General features: G+C 48.3%; 12 protein-coding genes. 6 read left to right on the plus strand and 6 right to left on the minus strand.

Features of this window, described 5'->3' with window-relative positions:
* Positions 1-159: 159 nt before the first annotated feature.
* From C8D85_RS15800 to C8D85_RS15825, 6 genes are all read left to right on the plus strand, one after another.
* Positions 160-2,304, plus strand: a complete 2,145-nt coding sequence (locus tag C8D85_RS15800) for a TonB-dependent receptor domain-containing protein (protein ID WP_133564556.1) — start codon at positions 160-162, stop codon at positions 2,302-2,304.
* A 352-nt stretch (positions 2,305-2,656) separates the two neighbouring features.
* Positions 2,657-4,792 (plus strand): TonB-dependent receptor domain-containing protein, encoded by a 2,136-nt coding sequence (locus C8D85_RS15805; RefSeq protein ID WP_133564558.1) that lies wholly within the window; start codon positions 2,657-2,659, stop codon positions 4,790-4,792.
* A 164-nt stretch (positions 4,793-4,956) separates the two neighbouring features.
* Positions 4,957-5,493: a lamin tail domain-containing protein gene (locus tag C8D85_RS15810; protein WP_162847605.1), complete on the plus strand. Its 537-nt coding sequence runs from the start codon at positions 4,957-4,959 to the stop codon at positions 5,491-5,493.
* Positions 5,490-6,200, plus strand: coding sequence for a polyphosphate polymerase domain-containing protein (locus C8D85_RS15815; RefSeq protein WP_133564562.1), 711 nt, complete (start codon positions 5,490-5,492; stop codon positions 6,198-6,200). The genes C8D85_RS15810 and C8D85_RS15815 overlap by 4 nt, the downstream gene beginning before the upstream one ends.
* 118 nt (positions 6,201-6,318) lie before the next feature.
* Complete coding sequence (locus C8D85_RS15820; RefSeq protein ID WP_162847606.1) at positions 6,319-6,948, plus strand: DUF4956 domain-containing protein; 630 nt, start codon at positions 6,319-6,321, stop codon at positions 6,946-6,948.
* 1 nt (position 6,949) lies between these two features.
* A complete protein-coding gene (locus C8D85_RS15825) occupies positions 6,950-8,479 on the plus strand; it encodes a carbohydrate-binding domain-containing protein (protein WP_133564566.1) in 1,530 nt (509 codons plus the stop codon).
* Positions 8,480-8,546: 67 nt separating this feature from the next.
* Here C8D85_RS15825 and xdhC read toward each other — a convergent pair whose 3' ends face one another.
* The 6 genes from xdhC to C8D85_RS15855 form a co-directional block, all read right to left on the minus strand.
* Positions 8,547-9,380, minus strand: coding sequence for a xanthine dehydrogenase accessory protein XdhC (gene xdhC / locus C8D85_RS15830; protein ID WP_133564568.1), 834 nt, complete (start codon positions 9,378-9,380; stop codon positions 8,547-8,549).
* Complete coding sequence (gene xdhB, locus C8D85_RS15835) at positions 9,377-11,728, minus strand: xanthine dehydrogenase molybdopterin binding subunit (RefSeq protein WP_133564570.1); 2,352 nt, start codon at positions 11,726-11,728, stop codon at positions 9,377-9,379. The genes xdhC and xdhB overlap by 4 nt, the downstream gene beginning before the upstream one ends.
* Complete coding sequence (gene xdhA / locus C8D85_RS15840; protein ID WP_133564572.1) at positions 11,721-13,172, minus strand: xanthine dehydrogenase small subunit; 1,452 nt, start codon at positions 13,170-13,172, stop codon at positions 11,721-11,723. Before xdhA ends, xdhB begins: the two co-directional genes overlap by 8 nt.
* Positions 13,173-13,358: 186 nt before the next feature.
* Entirely contained in the window at positions 13,359-13,913 is a 555-nt protein-coding gene (locus C8D85_RS15845; protein WP_133564574.1) for a M23 family metallopeptidase, read from the minus strand.
* Positions 13,914-14,020: 107 nt separating this feature from the next.
* Positions 14,021-14,704, minus strand: a complete 684-nt coding sequence (locus tag C8D85_RS15850; protein WP_133564576.1) for a P-loop NTPase family protein — start codon at positions 14,702-14,704, stop codon at positions 14,021-14,023.
* Between the two features lie 188 nt (positions 14,705-14,892).
* Entirely contained in the window at positions 14,893-15,555 is a 663-nt protein-coding gene (locus tag C8D85_RS15855) for an NADPH-dependent FMN reductase (protein ID WP_133564578.1), read from the minus strand.
* Between the last annotated feature and the right edge of the window lie 40 nt (positions 15,556-15,595).

A 15,595-nucleotide genomic window follows, 5' to 3' on the forward strand; every position in this document is an offset into this window, starting at 1 on the left:
CAGTATTCATCATGACGCGTTGCAATTATTGAAACAGTGCGTTTCCCATATAATAATGATAACAGTTCGCATTAGCATTTAACTTTACTAACCCCTGTGAGAATATAGCGCCGACTTTACTGATCTTTACACTTTTTGACACAGGGAGACTCCATTCTTATGAAACCCACTTTGGTCGCATTGGCTGTTGCACTCGCTTCAGGTGCCCTACACGCTGATAATGAACTGGATACATTACTAGTTGAAGGACAGACAGAACTTCAAACAACGGACAAAGCACGCGTGAGTGAAGCCCAAGGCGCTACCACCATCACAAGTGAAGACCTTGTTGAAGCACAAGCCTCTAACCTAGCCGATGCGTTGCAAAACAATGCCTCAGTTCAAGTAGACGAAGTGGGCGGTTCCCGTGGTAGTGAGATCACTATCCGAGGCCAATCAGGTAATGCGGTGAGCGTTCGTGTCGAAGGTGCGCCGAATAACCGTAGTCAAATCATGCACAAAGGCAGTAACGACCGCGACACCATTTGGTTGAATATGGACATGTATGAGTCTGTGACGGTCATCCCTGGTGCCGCTGCAAACACCTACGGTAACGGTTCAACAGGCGGTGTGGTTCTATTAGAAACCAAGGATCCTGAATCGATTATTCGCGACGGTCGTGATTGGGGCGCGAACCTGCGTTACACCCATGAGACGAATGGTGAAGCCAATGGTATCAGTGCTGACGTAGCGAAGCAGTTCAGCGATAAATTCTCTGCAAACGCAACCATCTCTGCCAAAGATACAGACGCTTATGAAGATGCGAATGGTGTTAAAACCGACAATGGTAGCACCGGCTCCGAAGACTTAAGCTACCTATTGAAAGGTGTTTTCACGCCCAATGACGAGCAACGTTTAGAAGCCAGCATCCTTAAAAATAACATGGACTACTCTGACTTTGCTGACGATGGTACTGAGACGAAAAAAGAAGTTCGTGACCAAACACTTTCCGGACAATACACCTACAATCCAAAGGACAACGACCTTGTCGATCTAAAAGTACGTGTGTCTCGTGCTGAAAGCGACCAAGAGTCGGATGGTGGCACTGACACATGGGAGAATGCTGGTGGTGTGACAACAACGTACGCAGAAATCGAAAACACCAGCGTACTCTACCCTACGCAAAACACCATGCACGTAGTGCGCTACGGCCTAGACTACACCTTTGACGATGTGCGCATGGTGTATGACAACGATGACGGTACACCAAAACAAGTAGAGCGTACCTCGATTGGTGCCTACCTATCTGACACAATGCATATCGGTGAAGACTTAGAGCTTTCTGGCAGCCTGCGCTACGACCAATACGATGCCGACTTTAATGGTGATTCCTTCGAAGGGGAAGACTCGATCAACTCTAAGCTGTCAGCAGTGTGGAAACCGTTTGAAAATACGTCTGTACACGGACTTGGCTTTACCGCATTAGTTGGCTCTGGTTACCGAGCTCCGGCGGTGTATGAGATTTACGGCAAAGGCTTCCCTTCAGAACCTTTCTCTGGAACCGATGCTGACGGTGATGGCGTATACGAAACAGGTAACGTCTCAGGCTGTATGGATGGACACGGTAACTGGTGTGTAATTCCAAATGAAGATCTGACCGGTGAAACGTCACTGGATACAGAAGTCGGTTTAACCTTCGAACGCATGGGCGTTTGGCAAGCTCAAGACCGTGTTAATGCTAGCGTCAGCTACATTCATACGGATCTAAAAGACAAAATTTACAACGATACATTGGGCACCTTGGACAGTAGTCTTGGTACTTACAACGGCGGCGTCTACAACGTTCGTCAGTTTGTGAACAAAGACGAAGCTGCAGTCTTCGGTTGGGAACTGGCAGCAGGTTACGACAGTCCGCTTGTCTTTGCTAACTTCACACTACAAGACATGAATGGTTATGTGGTCGAAGACGATGGCTCAAAAACCAAAGATACCAGTCTAGTGCCACGTAGCGTTAGCGTTACACTGGGGACTTACTTTAATGACCAAAAAGGTCGCGTAGGGCTAGATACCAAGTACCGCAAAGGACGCAGCTACTTTGGTGGCCGCAATGGTACTACCGAATACACTTACAAAGGCTACACCGTGTACGATGTGTTCGCCTCTTACCAGTTTAGCGACAACCTGAGTGCTCAACTTCGCGTGGACAACGTAACCGATGAACTGTACAGCAAAAGTCAGACATCAGAAGACAGCACTACTGGCGCTGATACAACGTCTTACCAGCCCGGTCGCAACTTCAAAGTGGGTGTGAATTACCGTTTCTGATCCCCAAAGAAACAAGCGCTTTCTTTCTGTTTGAGCAGCCCTGGGCTGCTCTTTTTTTACGCCTGCATACAGTGCCTTTTGATCTACTGAGAAGTACCAAGCAATCAATGTAATGCAAAGTTATCTCATGCTTTCTCCGCTTCACTTCATGCTTTGTAAATTAGTGTCAGCCATAACTTCAGTTTATGTAAAAATCGCATCATTTCACGAAACACAGCGTCTCCTTAAATCAATCAATAATGATTCTCAAACGCATTAAATATTCGTTCTTATTATGCGAACATAGCGCCCTCTCGTACGAACTGATGACAGTTTTCTTACAAAGCGTCCTTTTTATGGAGATCAATGTTTTATGAAACCTACTATGATTGCCCTGGCTGTCGCATTGGCGTCTGGCTCATTGCAAGCAGAAGAAACACTTAATACGCTACTGGTTGAAGGACAAGCAGAACTTCAAACCACTGACCAACCACGGGTCAGTGAAGCTGAAGGTGCTACAACCATTACCAGTGAAGACATCGTTGAGTCGCAAGCCTCGAATCTAGCCGATGCCCTGCAAAGCAATGCTGCCGTACAAGTCGACGAAGTGGGTGGCTCTCGCGGTAGTACCATTACGGTGCGTGGGCAAACCGGTAATGCCGTCAGTGTAAGAGTTGAAGGGGCGCCCAACAACCGTAGCCAGATCATGCACAAAGGCAGTAACGACCGTGACACTATTTGGTTAAACATGGACATGTATGAGTCTGTGACCGTCATCCCGGGTGCTGCAGCGAATACTTACGGTAACGGCTCGACTGGTGGCGTAGTTCTTCTAGAAACCAAAGATCCAGAGTCGATTATTCGTGAGGACCGTGATTGGGGGGCAAACCTACGTTACACCCATGAGACAAATGGCGAATCAAACGGTATCAGTGCTGATGTGGCTAAGCAGTTCAACGACAAATTCTCTGCAAATGCGACCATCTCAGCCAAGGATACTAACGCCTACGAAGATGCAAATGGCGTCAAGACAGACAATGGCGGCACTGGTTCAGACGATCTAAGTTACCTGCTAAAAGGTGTGTTTACCCCTGATGAAGCACAACGTCTAGAAGCCAGCATTCTACAAAACAATATGGACTACTCAGATTATGCTGATGATGGTACTGAGACGAAAAAGAAAGTACGCGATCGTACTTTGTCAGGTCAATACACCTACAATCCAAAAGACAATGACCTTGTCGATCTAAAAATCCGCGTCTCGCAAGCAGAAAGTGATCAAGATTCCGATGCTGGCACAGGAGATTGGTCCAATACAGGTGGCGTGACCACCACCTACGCAGAAATCGAAAATACCAGTGTATTCTTCCCGACCCAAAATACCATGCACGTCACCCGATACGGTTTAGATTACACCTTTGATGACGTACGTATGTCTTATGACAATGACGACGGCACTCCAAAGCAAGTGGAACGTACTTCCATCGGTGCTTATCTGTCTGACACCATGCACATCGGCGAAGATTTACAGTTAACAGGTAGCTTACGTTACGACTCTTACGATGCGGATTACTCAGGACGTGAAGCACAAGGCGAAGACTCTATTAACTCGAAATTGTCAGCTCTTTGGAAGCCATTTGAGAACACAGCCATTCATGGCCTAGGCTTTACCGCGCTAGTCGGTTCTGGCTACCGCGCTCCAGCCGTATATGAGATCTACGGTAAAAAGTTCACATCTGAATACTTTACTGGCACAGATGCTGATGGCGATGGCGTATACGAAACAGGCAACCTAGCTGGGTGTGGTGATGGCAACGGAAACTGGTGTGTCGTCGAAAACGAAGACCTTACTGGCGAAACATCTCTGGACACGGAAGTGGGTTTGACCTTTGAGCGTATGGGCATTTGGCAGGCAAGCGACCGTTTAGATGCCAATATCAGCTACATTCATAACGACCTAAAAGACAAAATCTACAACGAGCTATTGGGCACACTTGATACAAGTATCGGCACCTATAATGGTAGTGCCTACAATGTACGTCAGTTTGTGAACAAGGATGAAGCCGCTGTATATGGTTGGGAGCTAGCCGCTCGTTATGACAGCCCACTTATCTTCGCTAACTTTACCTTCCAGGATATGAATGGCTATGTGGTTGAAGACGATGGCTCAAAATCAAAAGACACTAGCCTGATTCCTCGAAGCGTCAGCGTTACATTAGGTACTTACTTTAACGATCAAAAGGGTCGTATTGGTTTCGATACTAAGTACCGAGAGGGTCGTATTGAGGAAGGCACTCGCAGTACAAGTGAATACTTAACGTACACCGTATACGACGTATTTGCTTCTTATAACTTTACTGAGAACTTAAGCGCTCAGCTTCGTGTTGATAACGTCACCGATGAGCTATACAGCAAGAGCTCAACGTCTGAGGATGCAGACACTGGTGCAGATGCCACTTCATACCAGCCAGGTCGAAACTTCAAGTTAGGCGTTAACTACCGTTTCTAACCCGTACAGAAGTACAAGGTTTCCTTCTCTTGAGCAGCCAATTGGCTGCTCTTTTTTTGTTTCAGTTGAGTTATCAAAGTGTAAATCAAAGTAAATACAAATGAGAAACAATGTCATTTAAAAGTATAATATGACCAATTTATGACGATTCAATGACATGCCTTATGTATCAGACCTACCGATCCATTAAACCCTACCTATTTGCTGCATTTGTTGCCATCGTTGCAGCTGGCGCATTGGTGTTGCACCACACTACAACGTCTGTTGTCGCCAACCATTTGTTCATCAGTGAAGTATCGTTTGCTAATAACGATAAACAGGACTGGATTGAGCTCTACAACCCGAGCTTAAACAGCGTTTCTCTAAAAGGCTATTACCTAAGTGATGACATAGAGGACCCCGAGCGTTTTCGTATTCCGTTCGATGTCATTGTTCCGGCACACGGCACAGCACTTTTATATGGAGCAAAAGCCGAAAACCTTCCGCTTGATGCGATTAAGCTGAACTTCAGCCTCAGTAACGGAGAAAGCGTTATTCTGACAAGTCCAAGCGGCAAAACTCAATTGGACCGCATCACTCTAGTCGCGCCGACCGCTTATAAAGGGCAGTTTTCCATCGGCCATAACCTAAAGGATTCTGAGGTAGTCGAAATTTCCTATCAGCCAACTCCAGGGCACCTTGGAGGGGTGACGCTTCGATGAGTAAGACGCTAAAAGTTCAGCGCCATGAGGTGAAGTTTTACATCAGCTACGCGGATTACGAGTACGCGCGTCACTTGCTCGCCACGCTAATGCAGCGAGATCCTCATCAAAAAGACGAACGCGGCTATTTCATTCGTAGCCTCTACTTTGACGATGATTATGACACCAGCGTTGAGGAAAAACTGGACGGCATTGAACACCGCGATAAATACCGTTTACGCACCTACGACCCGACGCTCGATTGGGTCAAGTTAGAACGTAAGCGCAAGCACAATCAATTTGTCAACAAAAGCTCTGTGCGCTTGAGCAAGGCTGAAGCCCTGCAAATGATCGATGGCGACGTGGACTTTTTACTGGAAAAAGACAGCCAAAGCGCGCGCTCTATCTACTTTGACCTCAAGCGTAAATTTATTCGCCCGAAAGTGATTGTCGACTATGACCGGGAAGTCTACATGCTCGACTACAACGAAATTCGCGTCACCTTTGATAAGAACATTCGCGTGAATACCAGCGATCTAGATCTATTTAACCCAGACCTTGAAACCCAAACTTTACAGCGCCCAGACACCATCATCATGGAGGTCAAGTTCAATACTTGTTTGCCATCTTGGTTCCCGACCCTGCTGAAATTTGATGGCACCACCGCCATGGCGATTAGTAAATATTGCCAAGGTCGAATGCATATGCGCGAGTTTTACGGCGACTAATTTATCCCTTTATTTCTTTAACCCATTAACGACTAACTCTTGAAGCAATACGAATATCATGGACTCAACTAACCTAAGCCAAATACTGAATAACAGCTTGCTCTTCTCGGAAAACACCATGAGTATGCTGCAAATTCTACTGTCATTGTCGATCACCTTCTTGATGGCAATGTTCATCTACTTTATCTACAAACGCACCTACAACGGTGTACTGTACTCGCAAAACTTCAACATCACCTTGGTGATGACGGCTATTGCGATCAACGCCATCGTCATCGGTATCAGTGGCAACTTAATGCTGTCTCTGGGCATGGTCGGTGCATTATCAATCATCCGTTTTCGTACAGCCGTCAAAGACCCTCGCGATACGGCCTTTATCTTTTGGTCCATCATGGTGGGTATCGCCAATGGTGTGGCCTATTACGAGCTGTCATTTATTGCGAGCATTTTCATTGCCATCGTTCTCTGGGGGCTGTCACGTTCGGTGACCTTCGAGCCTGCTTACATGCTCATTATTAAATACCCACGCAGCAGCGATTGGGCTCCTGTACAAAATATTTTAGATGACCGCAAACTGGTCAACAGCTACCTAACCCGCTCTGACACGCTAAAAGGTGACGTGGTCGAACGCGTTACCGAAGTCAAAATTAAGCGCGGACAGCAAGAACCTCTTCTTACTCAGCTGCGTTCATGCACGAGCATCAACAGCTGTGTTCTTCTTTCAAGTAACGGCGAATTTACGGAATAATATGATGAAACACCTATCTCGACGTTGGGCGATCGCGCCTCTATATGCAGCCTTGTTCGCAGCCAGCACTCAGGTCTCTGCGGCCAACAATGCTATTGAATTGAATGTGGCACAGCCACCTTTATCGAACCCAGCCATTTTGGTCAAAGACGGCCGTATCCTGATCACCCGCGGTGGTACTTACCGCCTAACGGGACAAAGTGACAACGGTCAAATCTGGGTCAACACAGGAGACGAGAAAGTTACGTTACAGCTGGATAATATCCAACTGTCCAACGCTTACGGATCTGCTCTGTACATCGAAGAAGCGGGTGATGTGGATGTCGAGTTGGTGCCAAACTCCAACAACCGTTTTGAAGACCATAACCACAGCGCGGAGAAAGAAGGCGAAGCAAAACAAAACGCGCCGATTTACTCTAAAGCTGACCTAAAAATCACCGGCGCACCACAAGCAACTTTAACCGTTGTGGGCCGTTATAAAGACGGAATCGTGAGTAAAGACGATCTTGATATTCGTCGCGCTAACATTAGCATTGAAACCGTAGACGATGGTTTGTACGGACAGGACAGCGTCGATATCCGTGACTCTAAGATCCTGATCAAGGCGGGTGACGACGGCATTAAAGCCGACAACGAAGAGCGCGAAGACAAAGGCTTTGTTCATATCGAAGGCAGCGACATTCAGATTTTCGCAAAAGACGATGGCATCAAGGGCGTACGCAAAGTCGACATTTACAGTGGCAACATTCGTGTCGAAGAATCCTATGAGGGCATTGAAAGCCGTAACATCACGATTCATGGTGGAGACATTTTTGTCAAAGCGGAAGACGATGCCGTGAATATCTCTGATGGCAGTGGTGCGAATGAGCCTAACTTTGGCGAGCGTGTGAAAGGCTTTTTCAAAGGCGGTGAGCGTGGTGAACATCCTGAAGGCGAAATGGGCGAACGCCCTCCTCGCGGCGAACGACCTGAAGGCCAACCTGGTGAACGTCCTCCACATGGCGGTGGCAAAGCCAAAGTAGATGGCATCATGACCATCTTAGGCGGTCGCACGCACATTCAATCCGGTGGTGACGGCTTTGACTCGAATGGTGACGCTATGATGAGTGGCGGTGAACTGTTTATCGAAGGACCAACCAGTGGTCGTGATGGCTATATTGATGTGGATGGTTTCTTCAAACTGACTGGTGGCCGTTTATTTGCCATGGGCAGTGCTGGCATGGCACAAGCCCCTTCTGACGACTCTACTCAGCCAGTTATTCAGATCAACTTAGAAAGCACTTATGCAAAAGGGGCCATGGTCACCATCACCAATACCGAGAGCAATCAGGTATTTGAACAAGTGATGCCGATGGACTTCCAATCGTTCACTGTTTCTGAGCCTGAATTCACACTGGGTCAAACTTACCAAGTGCAAATTAATGGCGAAGACATTACCACTGTCACACTGGATACCGTCATTACTCGCTTTGGTAATGCTGGACGCGGCGGCCCTCGTGGCGAAAGAGGCGAAAAGAAAGGCTGGTGGTAACACTTTAACCTAATCCTCTCTGATCAAGCTCACAAAATAGGAGACATCATGTCTCCTATTTTAGTTTTCACTCCACCTCTAACGCTTGTTTTATCTCAGACCAATCCGCCGCGGCGGGTGATACGGATATAGGCTGCTCTGCTTGGTACAGTGCAATCATCTGGCCCGCAATGGAAACAGCGACTTCCATGGGACGTTTGCCTGGAACATCCGCGAGCCCTACAGGACAGGTCATTTTGGCAATGTCAGTCTCACTAAATTGTCGATGGGCCAAGCGTTGACGAAAGCGTCGCGCCTTAGTATCTGAGCCAATCACGCCTATGAAGCCCATATCACCACGTCTCAATGCCGTTTCGGTGAGTTCGTAATCCAACTGGTGATTATGGGTCAAAACCAACATATAACTACCGGGGATAGCTCGTGTGACTTCGCCAACAGGGTCGTCTGTTAAGCACTTCTCAACCTGACTCGGGATATGTTCAGGAAACTGCTCTGACCGGCTATCAACCCATTTCACACGCACTGGCAATTCACTCAATATCGGAATCAATGCCTTTGCCACGTGCCCTGCACCAAACACTAGGAGAGGCTTAGCCGACGCCGCAAAATGTTCAAACAGCACAGACACATGCCCACCACAGCACTGCCCTAGGGATGCGCCCAAAGGGTATTGCTCCAGCGTTTGAGAATCCTGTTCGCCCAATAGTAATTCACGAGCGCGAGCAATGGCTTTGAATTCTAGATGCCCACCACCAATGGTGTCGTAGGTCTGCTCTGCGGTGACCACCATTTTACTCCCCGCCTCCCGTGGCGTAGAACCACGGGTGCCAATAATGGTGACCATAACAAAGGCACAGCCTTGGCGCTGCAAGGCTGCCACTTGCTCTGCCCAACGAATCATACAGCCTCCTTTTGGCCCGCTGCACGAGTGGCCATCACGGCATTCAGTACACGCTCTGGTGTCGCAGGCGTATCCAATGGTGGACTGACGCGATAATCCGCTAGAGATGCAATCGCATCACGCAATGCTGACCAAACAGAGATCGCCAACATAAATGGCGGCTCACCGACGGCTTTGGAGTGATAAACGGTTTCTTCGTCGTTATCACGCTCAAACAAGTCTACGTTAAAACGTTTGGGGGTATCACTGATCGCTGGGATTTTATAGGTCGCAGGCCCATTACTGGTCAGCACGCCTTTCTCGTTCCACTTCAATTCTTCAGTGGTGAGCCAGCCCATGCCTTGAATAAAGCCCCCTTCAATCTGACCTCGGTCGACGGCTGGGTTTAAGCTGCGCCCCACATCATGCAAGATATCCACCCCCACGACTTTGTACTCACCTGTTAATGTGTCCACCACTACTTCGGACACCGCCGCACCATTAGCAAAGTAGAAGAACGGGCGACCTTTGGCTTGCTCTCTGTCGTACCAGATTTTTGGGGTTTTGTAGTAGCCTGTCGCAGACAAGGAAACACGGTTTACGTAAGCAAAGAGCGCCGCTTCGGCAAAGCTCATGGACTCAGATTGATCCCCCCAATGAATACGACCATTAGCAAAGCTGACGGTTTCAAGTGCACAGCCCTTTTGCTCAGCGATGCATTCTGCGATGCGCTGCTTCAACGTCAGCGCTGCATTCTTCGCCGCTTGACCGTTCAAATCTGTCCCGCTTGAAGCGGCCGTTGGCGAAGTATTAGGAACCTTATCCGTTCGCGTTGCGGTAATTTGGATTTCATTCGGATCGATTGCCAAGGCTTCTGCAACGATCTGAATGATCTTGGTGTGCAGGCCTTGTCCCATCTCCGTGCCACCGTGGTTCACTTGAATGCTGCCATCGGTATAAATGTGGATCAGAGCACCGGCTTGGTTCAAGTGTTGTAGAGTAAAGGAAATACCAAACTTCACTGGCGTCAGCGCCAAACCTCGTTTTAAGACACGACTGGTTTTATTCCACTGGGTGATTTCATCACGACGCTTGCGATAATCACTGGATTGCTCAAGCTGCTCAATCAGCTCTAATAAAACATTGTGCTCCACTGTTTGATGGTATGGCGTCGTATCACGCCCATCAGGACCATACAAATTGAGCTTACGCACATCGAGGGGATCTTTGCCGACTACACGTGCGATATCATCCATGGCCCGCTCAATGATCATCATCCCTTGTGGGCCACCAAAGCCGCGAAACGCGGTATGCGACACGGTATTGGTCATGCATCGATGACCCGCAATACTCACATCTGGCAGATAGTAAGCGTTGTCCGCATGGAACATGGCGCGATCCACTATCGCATCAGACAGATCCGCTGAGTGACCACAGTTACCCGCCACCATGATATCCGCCCCTTGAATCAGGCCTTGCTCATCAAAACCAATATCATAAGTGTTGTAAAACGGATGACGCTTACCGGTCATACTCATATCATCGACACGAGGTAAACGCAGCCTCACCGGTTTGCCCGTTTTCAACACCAAGGCCGCTGCCATGCATGCCCAAGCGGCGGCTTGGCTTTCTTTCCCCCCAAAACCGCCACCCATACGACGCATGTCCACGGTGATTCGGTTCACTGGCACAGCCAATACTTCCGCTACCAGCTTTTGCACTTCACTGGGGTGCTGAGTGGAGCTGTACACCAGCATGCCACCATCTTCAGCGGGTACCACCAGCGCCACTTGGCCTTCTAGATAAAAGTGTTCTTGGCCGCCGACATGTTGTTCCGCTTGTAAGCGGTGCGGGGCTTGCTCTAAGGCCTTAGACGCATCGCCGTGATGCATAAAATGTGAAGGTCGAACAAATTGCTTACGGGTTAGCGCTTCAGTCACCTCTAACAGAGGCGTTTGTGTTTCAAATTCAATCTTGGCTAGCTTTACGGCACGGCGCGCCTGTTGCTCTGTTTCAGCGACAACAACAAAGATGGGCTGGCCTTGGTATTTCACTTCGTCAGACGTCAAAATCGGATCACCACCGAACACCGCACCAATGTCCGTATGACCAGGGATATCTTCTACTAATAGTGTCTCAACCACCCCTTCGCTAGCTCTTACCGCCGATAAATCCAGTGATGTAATTCGGCCCTTGGCAATGGCACTGTAGCCTACAGCACCGTATAACGTGCCCCGTGGCTCCAGCATATCGTCAACATAGATAGCTTCACCTGCCACATGTTTCGGCGCACTTTCATGTTTGCGTGATACACCCGTTGCACCAATGGTTTGAAGGGCACTGTTTTGATTTGCGGTCAACTTACGCATACTGCACCACCTCCATGATTTGATTGGAATTTTCTTGTTCAGAATCGTGTTCTAGAACGGCACGCAGCAATAGATTTTGCGCCACTTGCAGGCGATAAGTACCGGTTGCACGAACATCATCAATTGGACTGAAGTCCTGGCTTAAGGCTTGTTGCGCAGCGATAATTCCTGGTTCGGTAAAGGGCTGACCGATCAAGGCTTTCTCTGCATGTAAAGCGCGTGCAGGCGTTGCCGCCATGCCGCCAAAACCAAGACGTGCATCGGTGACTACGCCATCTTTCAGTGCGATTGAAAACGCTGCACACACGGCTGAGATATCATCATCTAGACGTTTTGAGATTTTATAGACACACAACGTTCGCTCTGATTGCAGTGGAATTTCAATGCTTTCAATAAACCCAGCAGGTGGTAACTTAGTTTGACGATATCCAGTAAAGAAATCACTGATCGGTATCGCCTCTCGTCCGGCAGGACTTCTTAGGTGCAATACAGCATCCAACGCCAATAACACGGGTGGCGTATCACCAATCGGCGAGGCATTGGCCACATTACCACCCAAGGTACCTTGGTTACGTACTTGCAAAGAGCCTAAGCGCTCTAATAACGAAGCGAAGGGAAGGAAGTGCTTATGCAATAAAGATTCGGCATCACTATAAGACACCGCGGCGCCGATTGTGATGTTGTGCTCCGTTTCTTCAAGTTGCATGAGTTCCGCTACTCGGCCAGTGTAAATAATCACCTCTGGCTGCTGTAACTGCTGAGTGATCGACAATGAAAAGTCAGTCCCCCCTGCCAATAGCTTTGCCTCAGGGTAGTCTGTTAATGACTGCAACAGCGCATCACTCGACGTTGGAATTAGAAACTGACGGCTGCCATCCAGTAATGAGCCGCTTGGCTGTTGAGCTAAAATCGTCTGTAAACGGGAAATGGTCTGGGCTTCTTTTTCAGAAAAGGCATCGTTGCTCCCCTGCCCCGCCAGACTTAGTGCCGCATCAATAATTGGGCGGTAGCCAGTACAACGACAAAGGTTTCCGGCAAGCGCTTGCTCAACATCAGCCCGAGTCGGCTCCGAACAGTTTTTATAAAGGAAGAACATCGACATGATAAAGCCGGGGGTACAAAAGCCACACTGAGAACCGTGTAAATCCACCATGGCTTGCTGTACTGGATGTAACGCCCCTTGCTGTTTTAGATGCTCAACCGTAATCAATTGCTTGCCATGCAAACTACCAAGAAGCGTAATACAGCTATTAATATTACGGTATTGCAGACGTCCTTCAGTGACTTCAGCCAACACTACGGTACAAGCACCACAGTCTCCTGATGCACAGCCTTCTTTGGTGCCCCGCTGCTCGGCTTTGGTGCGTAAGTATTCCAGTACGGTGGTGTGCGGTGCACATTGCTCAATGGACACCATTTGATCGTTCATCAAAAAACGAATCATATCTCTCTACTCCTAATCTCAAACAAAGCCTTCCAACATGCTTTGATTGCTTAGTGTCTGATTTTTAAGCATTTCCAATGGACAAAAAGCCATCAGGGAAAGCCCCATCAGCACACTTAATTATGCTTTATTAGGATAGAGTAGCAGGAATCCTGCCAAATTTAACCGATCGGTTAAAGTTTATGCTTATCGAGGATCTGTAATAACGGGAGCAAGGTATTCAATCGGGTTAAGCCAATTGGCTTTTTGTTCACCTAGCGTCGAATCATCGATACGAGACTCATCGGCAAACACCAGACGAATGCCATAATGTAAATGCGGCGGCTTACCTTGCGCGTTGCCGGAGCTGCCAACGGTGCCAATCTGCGTACCCGCTTCGACATAGCGCCCTAGATTTTCTTCAATGGAGTCGAGGTGAGCGTAATAATGCATACGCCAATTAGGCCCAAGCGCCCAGATGTTCTTTCCACCACGTCGGCTATCGTTGATAGATAAAATAATGTGATTGGTCGCTGCAACGACAGGCGTGCCCCGTTCGGCAAAGATATCCATGCCCTTGTGGACGAGAGATTCACCCCATGGTTCATACCAAAACGTTTCTGGGTGCCAGTCACGAGGTGTTGCACCGACCACCGGCATAACGATTGGCTCTTGCCAATTTTCGTGAGCCTGCCAAACCGCACCGGCGCCCCCAAGAGCGCCGACTATTAGCACACCGGTAACGATCAATGTTTTGCTCATGATGGACTCCTTTGAAATAGGCGTCCTATCACTATCCCTAGACGCTTCCTGTTTCTCAAGGCGAAATAAGGAAGCGCTGTGATCTAACTTTGAAAGCTACTTAAGGATCATTCTAGGAAGGCAAGCTGTTCATAAGCGTTGCGCAGCCACACTTTCATGCGCTGGCGTTCAGCAATATTCATTAGGCTGCGGTTATTGGCCACCGCCCAAAAGCTGCTGTTGTTGAAATCGATCTTCTGAGTCAGCTTACTTTGCAGCTTAGGTAACTCAATGATGAACGCATCACGTTGCTGAGCTTTTTTGAAGGTATCTGATTTTTGGAAACGAGAGAAGTCAGTACCGCGCCCCAAGTTTTGTACCACAATAAACTCAAGCTCTGGTTGCTGGTAACGCTCTAGTAGTTGATCAAGTAGCAACACTGAGTCGGCACCGTCGTCCATCACATGCCATAGGCAAACCTGGTAATCCATTTCATCCAATAAACCAAATACATCTGTGTCATCAATCCAGTCACCTAAAGGCCTTGCGGCCTGTGCGGCTAGATCGATGATTAAATCCTTATCTGGGTTGGCTTCCATTGCTTCCAACAGACCATCAAGACTGTCTTCTTCGCCAATTACGACCGGTGAAGCAAAATCACTGTAAAAGCGAGAAAACGTGCCGTGTGACGCATCGCAGTCGAAACCTAAAAATGGCAGTTCATGGTCAATGTAGTATTGCGCCAACAAACGCGCCGTCATTGATTTGCCTACACCACCTTTTTCACCACCGACGAAATGTACCTTACCCATGTATCGCTCCCTGTTTGAATGGTTCACAGCCTGACTATACGCATGGCTGTATGACGGGATGATGGCCCCGTGCAATAAACATACAGAGAAGCGCTATAAATAGGAATGCGTGAAACCAAGTATTCACATGACTTTTGCGTTTATTCACGCCATGTCATAAACACACACTGAAAATCGCTACAAAGTCACTAATGCGGCGCGTTACGCTCGGCTGGCGCCGCTTGAAAAGCCGCACTTTTCTGGAATGGATCAGACCGATGGCGCTGCTTGGTAGAGGCTTCAGCCCACCAAATCAATTGATGGAAAGTACGCGCAAAATAGTCCTGCCAATCACTGGCTTCACTGTCTTTGAGTATTGCTCCAGACTCATCCAATACCTCTTGCGCTTTGGGCACATGGATCATCGCTGAAACAGGCAAACAACCTAGCTCCCCTAAGAAGGTTCGCATCCCCACGGCGGCACGCATTCCGCCCCACTGACCAGCAGAATAAGTAACGATCGCACTGGGTTTAAAAGAGAACAATGAGCTACCAAAGTGGTTCAACAGGTTCGCTAACGCCGGACTCATGGAATGGTTGTACTCGGGACTCACCATGACATAGCCATCCGCTTGCTGGATTTTATCTGCCAACGCGTCTAAATCCTGTGGCACTTTGCTTTTTGCGTAAGCAAAGTGAGGCTTAAAAATCGGACCTTGGGCGTAATCAAGAGGATCAATCAGCTCAAAACTGTGCTCAGGATAGATATTGGAGAGGATGTTGAGGCAGGATTGAGCAACACGCTCACCCAACCGCGCAGGACGCGGTGGGGTTGAGGTTCTTACGGAACCTAAGAAAATAAGAAACTTCATCTGAACCCACTTTGCAACGGTTAAAAAAAAGCCCCTATCA

The sequence above is a fragment of the Marinomonas communis genome (assembly GCF_004363305.1).
Taxonomy (GTDB): Bacteria; Pseudomonadota; Gammaproteobacteria; order Pseudomonadales; family Marinomonadaceae; genus Marinomonas; species Marinomonas communis.

What these genes read in the sequence shown, in the direction of transcription:
- C8D85_RS15815 (WP_133564562.1), top strand. Translation starts at nt 5,490, where the DNA reads ATGAGTAAGACGCTAAAAGTTCAGCGCCATGAGGTGAAGTTTTACATC.
- C8D85_RS15800 (WP_133564556.1), top strand. Translation starts at nt 160, where the DNA reads ATGAAACCCACTTTGGTCGCATTGGCTGTTGCACTCGCTTCAGGTGCC.
- C8D85_RS15825 (WP_133564566.1), top strand. Translation starts at nt 6,950, where the DNA reads ATGATGAAACACCTATCTCGACGTTGGGCGATCGCGCCTCTATATGCA.
- xdhC (WP_133564568.1), bottom strand. Translation starts at nt 9,380, where the DNA reads ATGATTCGTTGGGCAGAGCAAGTGGCAGCCTTGCAGCGCCAAGGCTGT.
- xdhB (WP_133564570.1), bottom strand. Translation starts at nt 11,728, where the DNA reads ATGCGTAAGTTGACCGCAAATCAAAACAGTGCCCTTCAAACCATTGGT.
- C8D85_RS15810 (WP_162847605.1), top strand. Translation starts at nt 4,957, where the DNA reads ATGTATCAGACCTACCGATCCATTAAACCCTACCTATTTGCTGCATTT.
- C8D85_RS15805 (WP_133564558.1), top strand. Translation starts at nt 2,657, where the DNA reads ATGAAACCTACTATGATTGCCCTGGCTGTCGCATTGGCGTCTGGCTCA.
- xdhA (WP_133564572.1), bottom strand. Translation starts at nt 13,172, where the DNA reads ATGATTCGTTTTTTGATGAACGATCAAATGGTGTCCATTGAGCAATGT.
- C8D85_RS15855 (WP_133564578.1), bottom strand. Translation starts at nt 15,555, where the DNA reads ATGAAGTTTCTTATTTTCTTAGGTTCCGTAAGAACCTCAACCCCACCG.
- C8D85_RS15820 (WP_162847606.1), top strand. Translation starts at nt 6,319, where the DNA reads ATGAGTATGCTGCAAATTCTACTGTCATTGTCGATCACCTTCTTGATG.
- C8D85_RS15850 (WP_133564576.1), bottom strand. Translation starts at nt 14,704, where the DNA reads ATGGGTAAGGTACATTTCGTCGGTGGTGAAAAAGGTGGTGTAGGCAAA.
- C8D85_RS15845 (WP_133564574.1), bottom strand. Translation starts at nt 13,913, where the DNA reads ATGAGCAAAACATTGATCGTTACCGGTGTGCTAATAGTCGGCGCTCTT.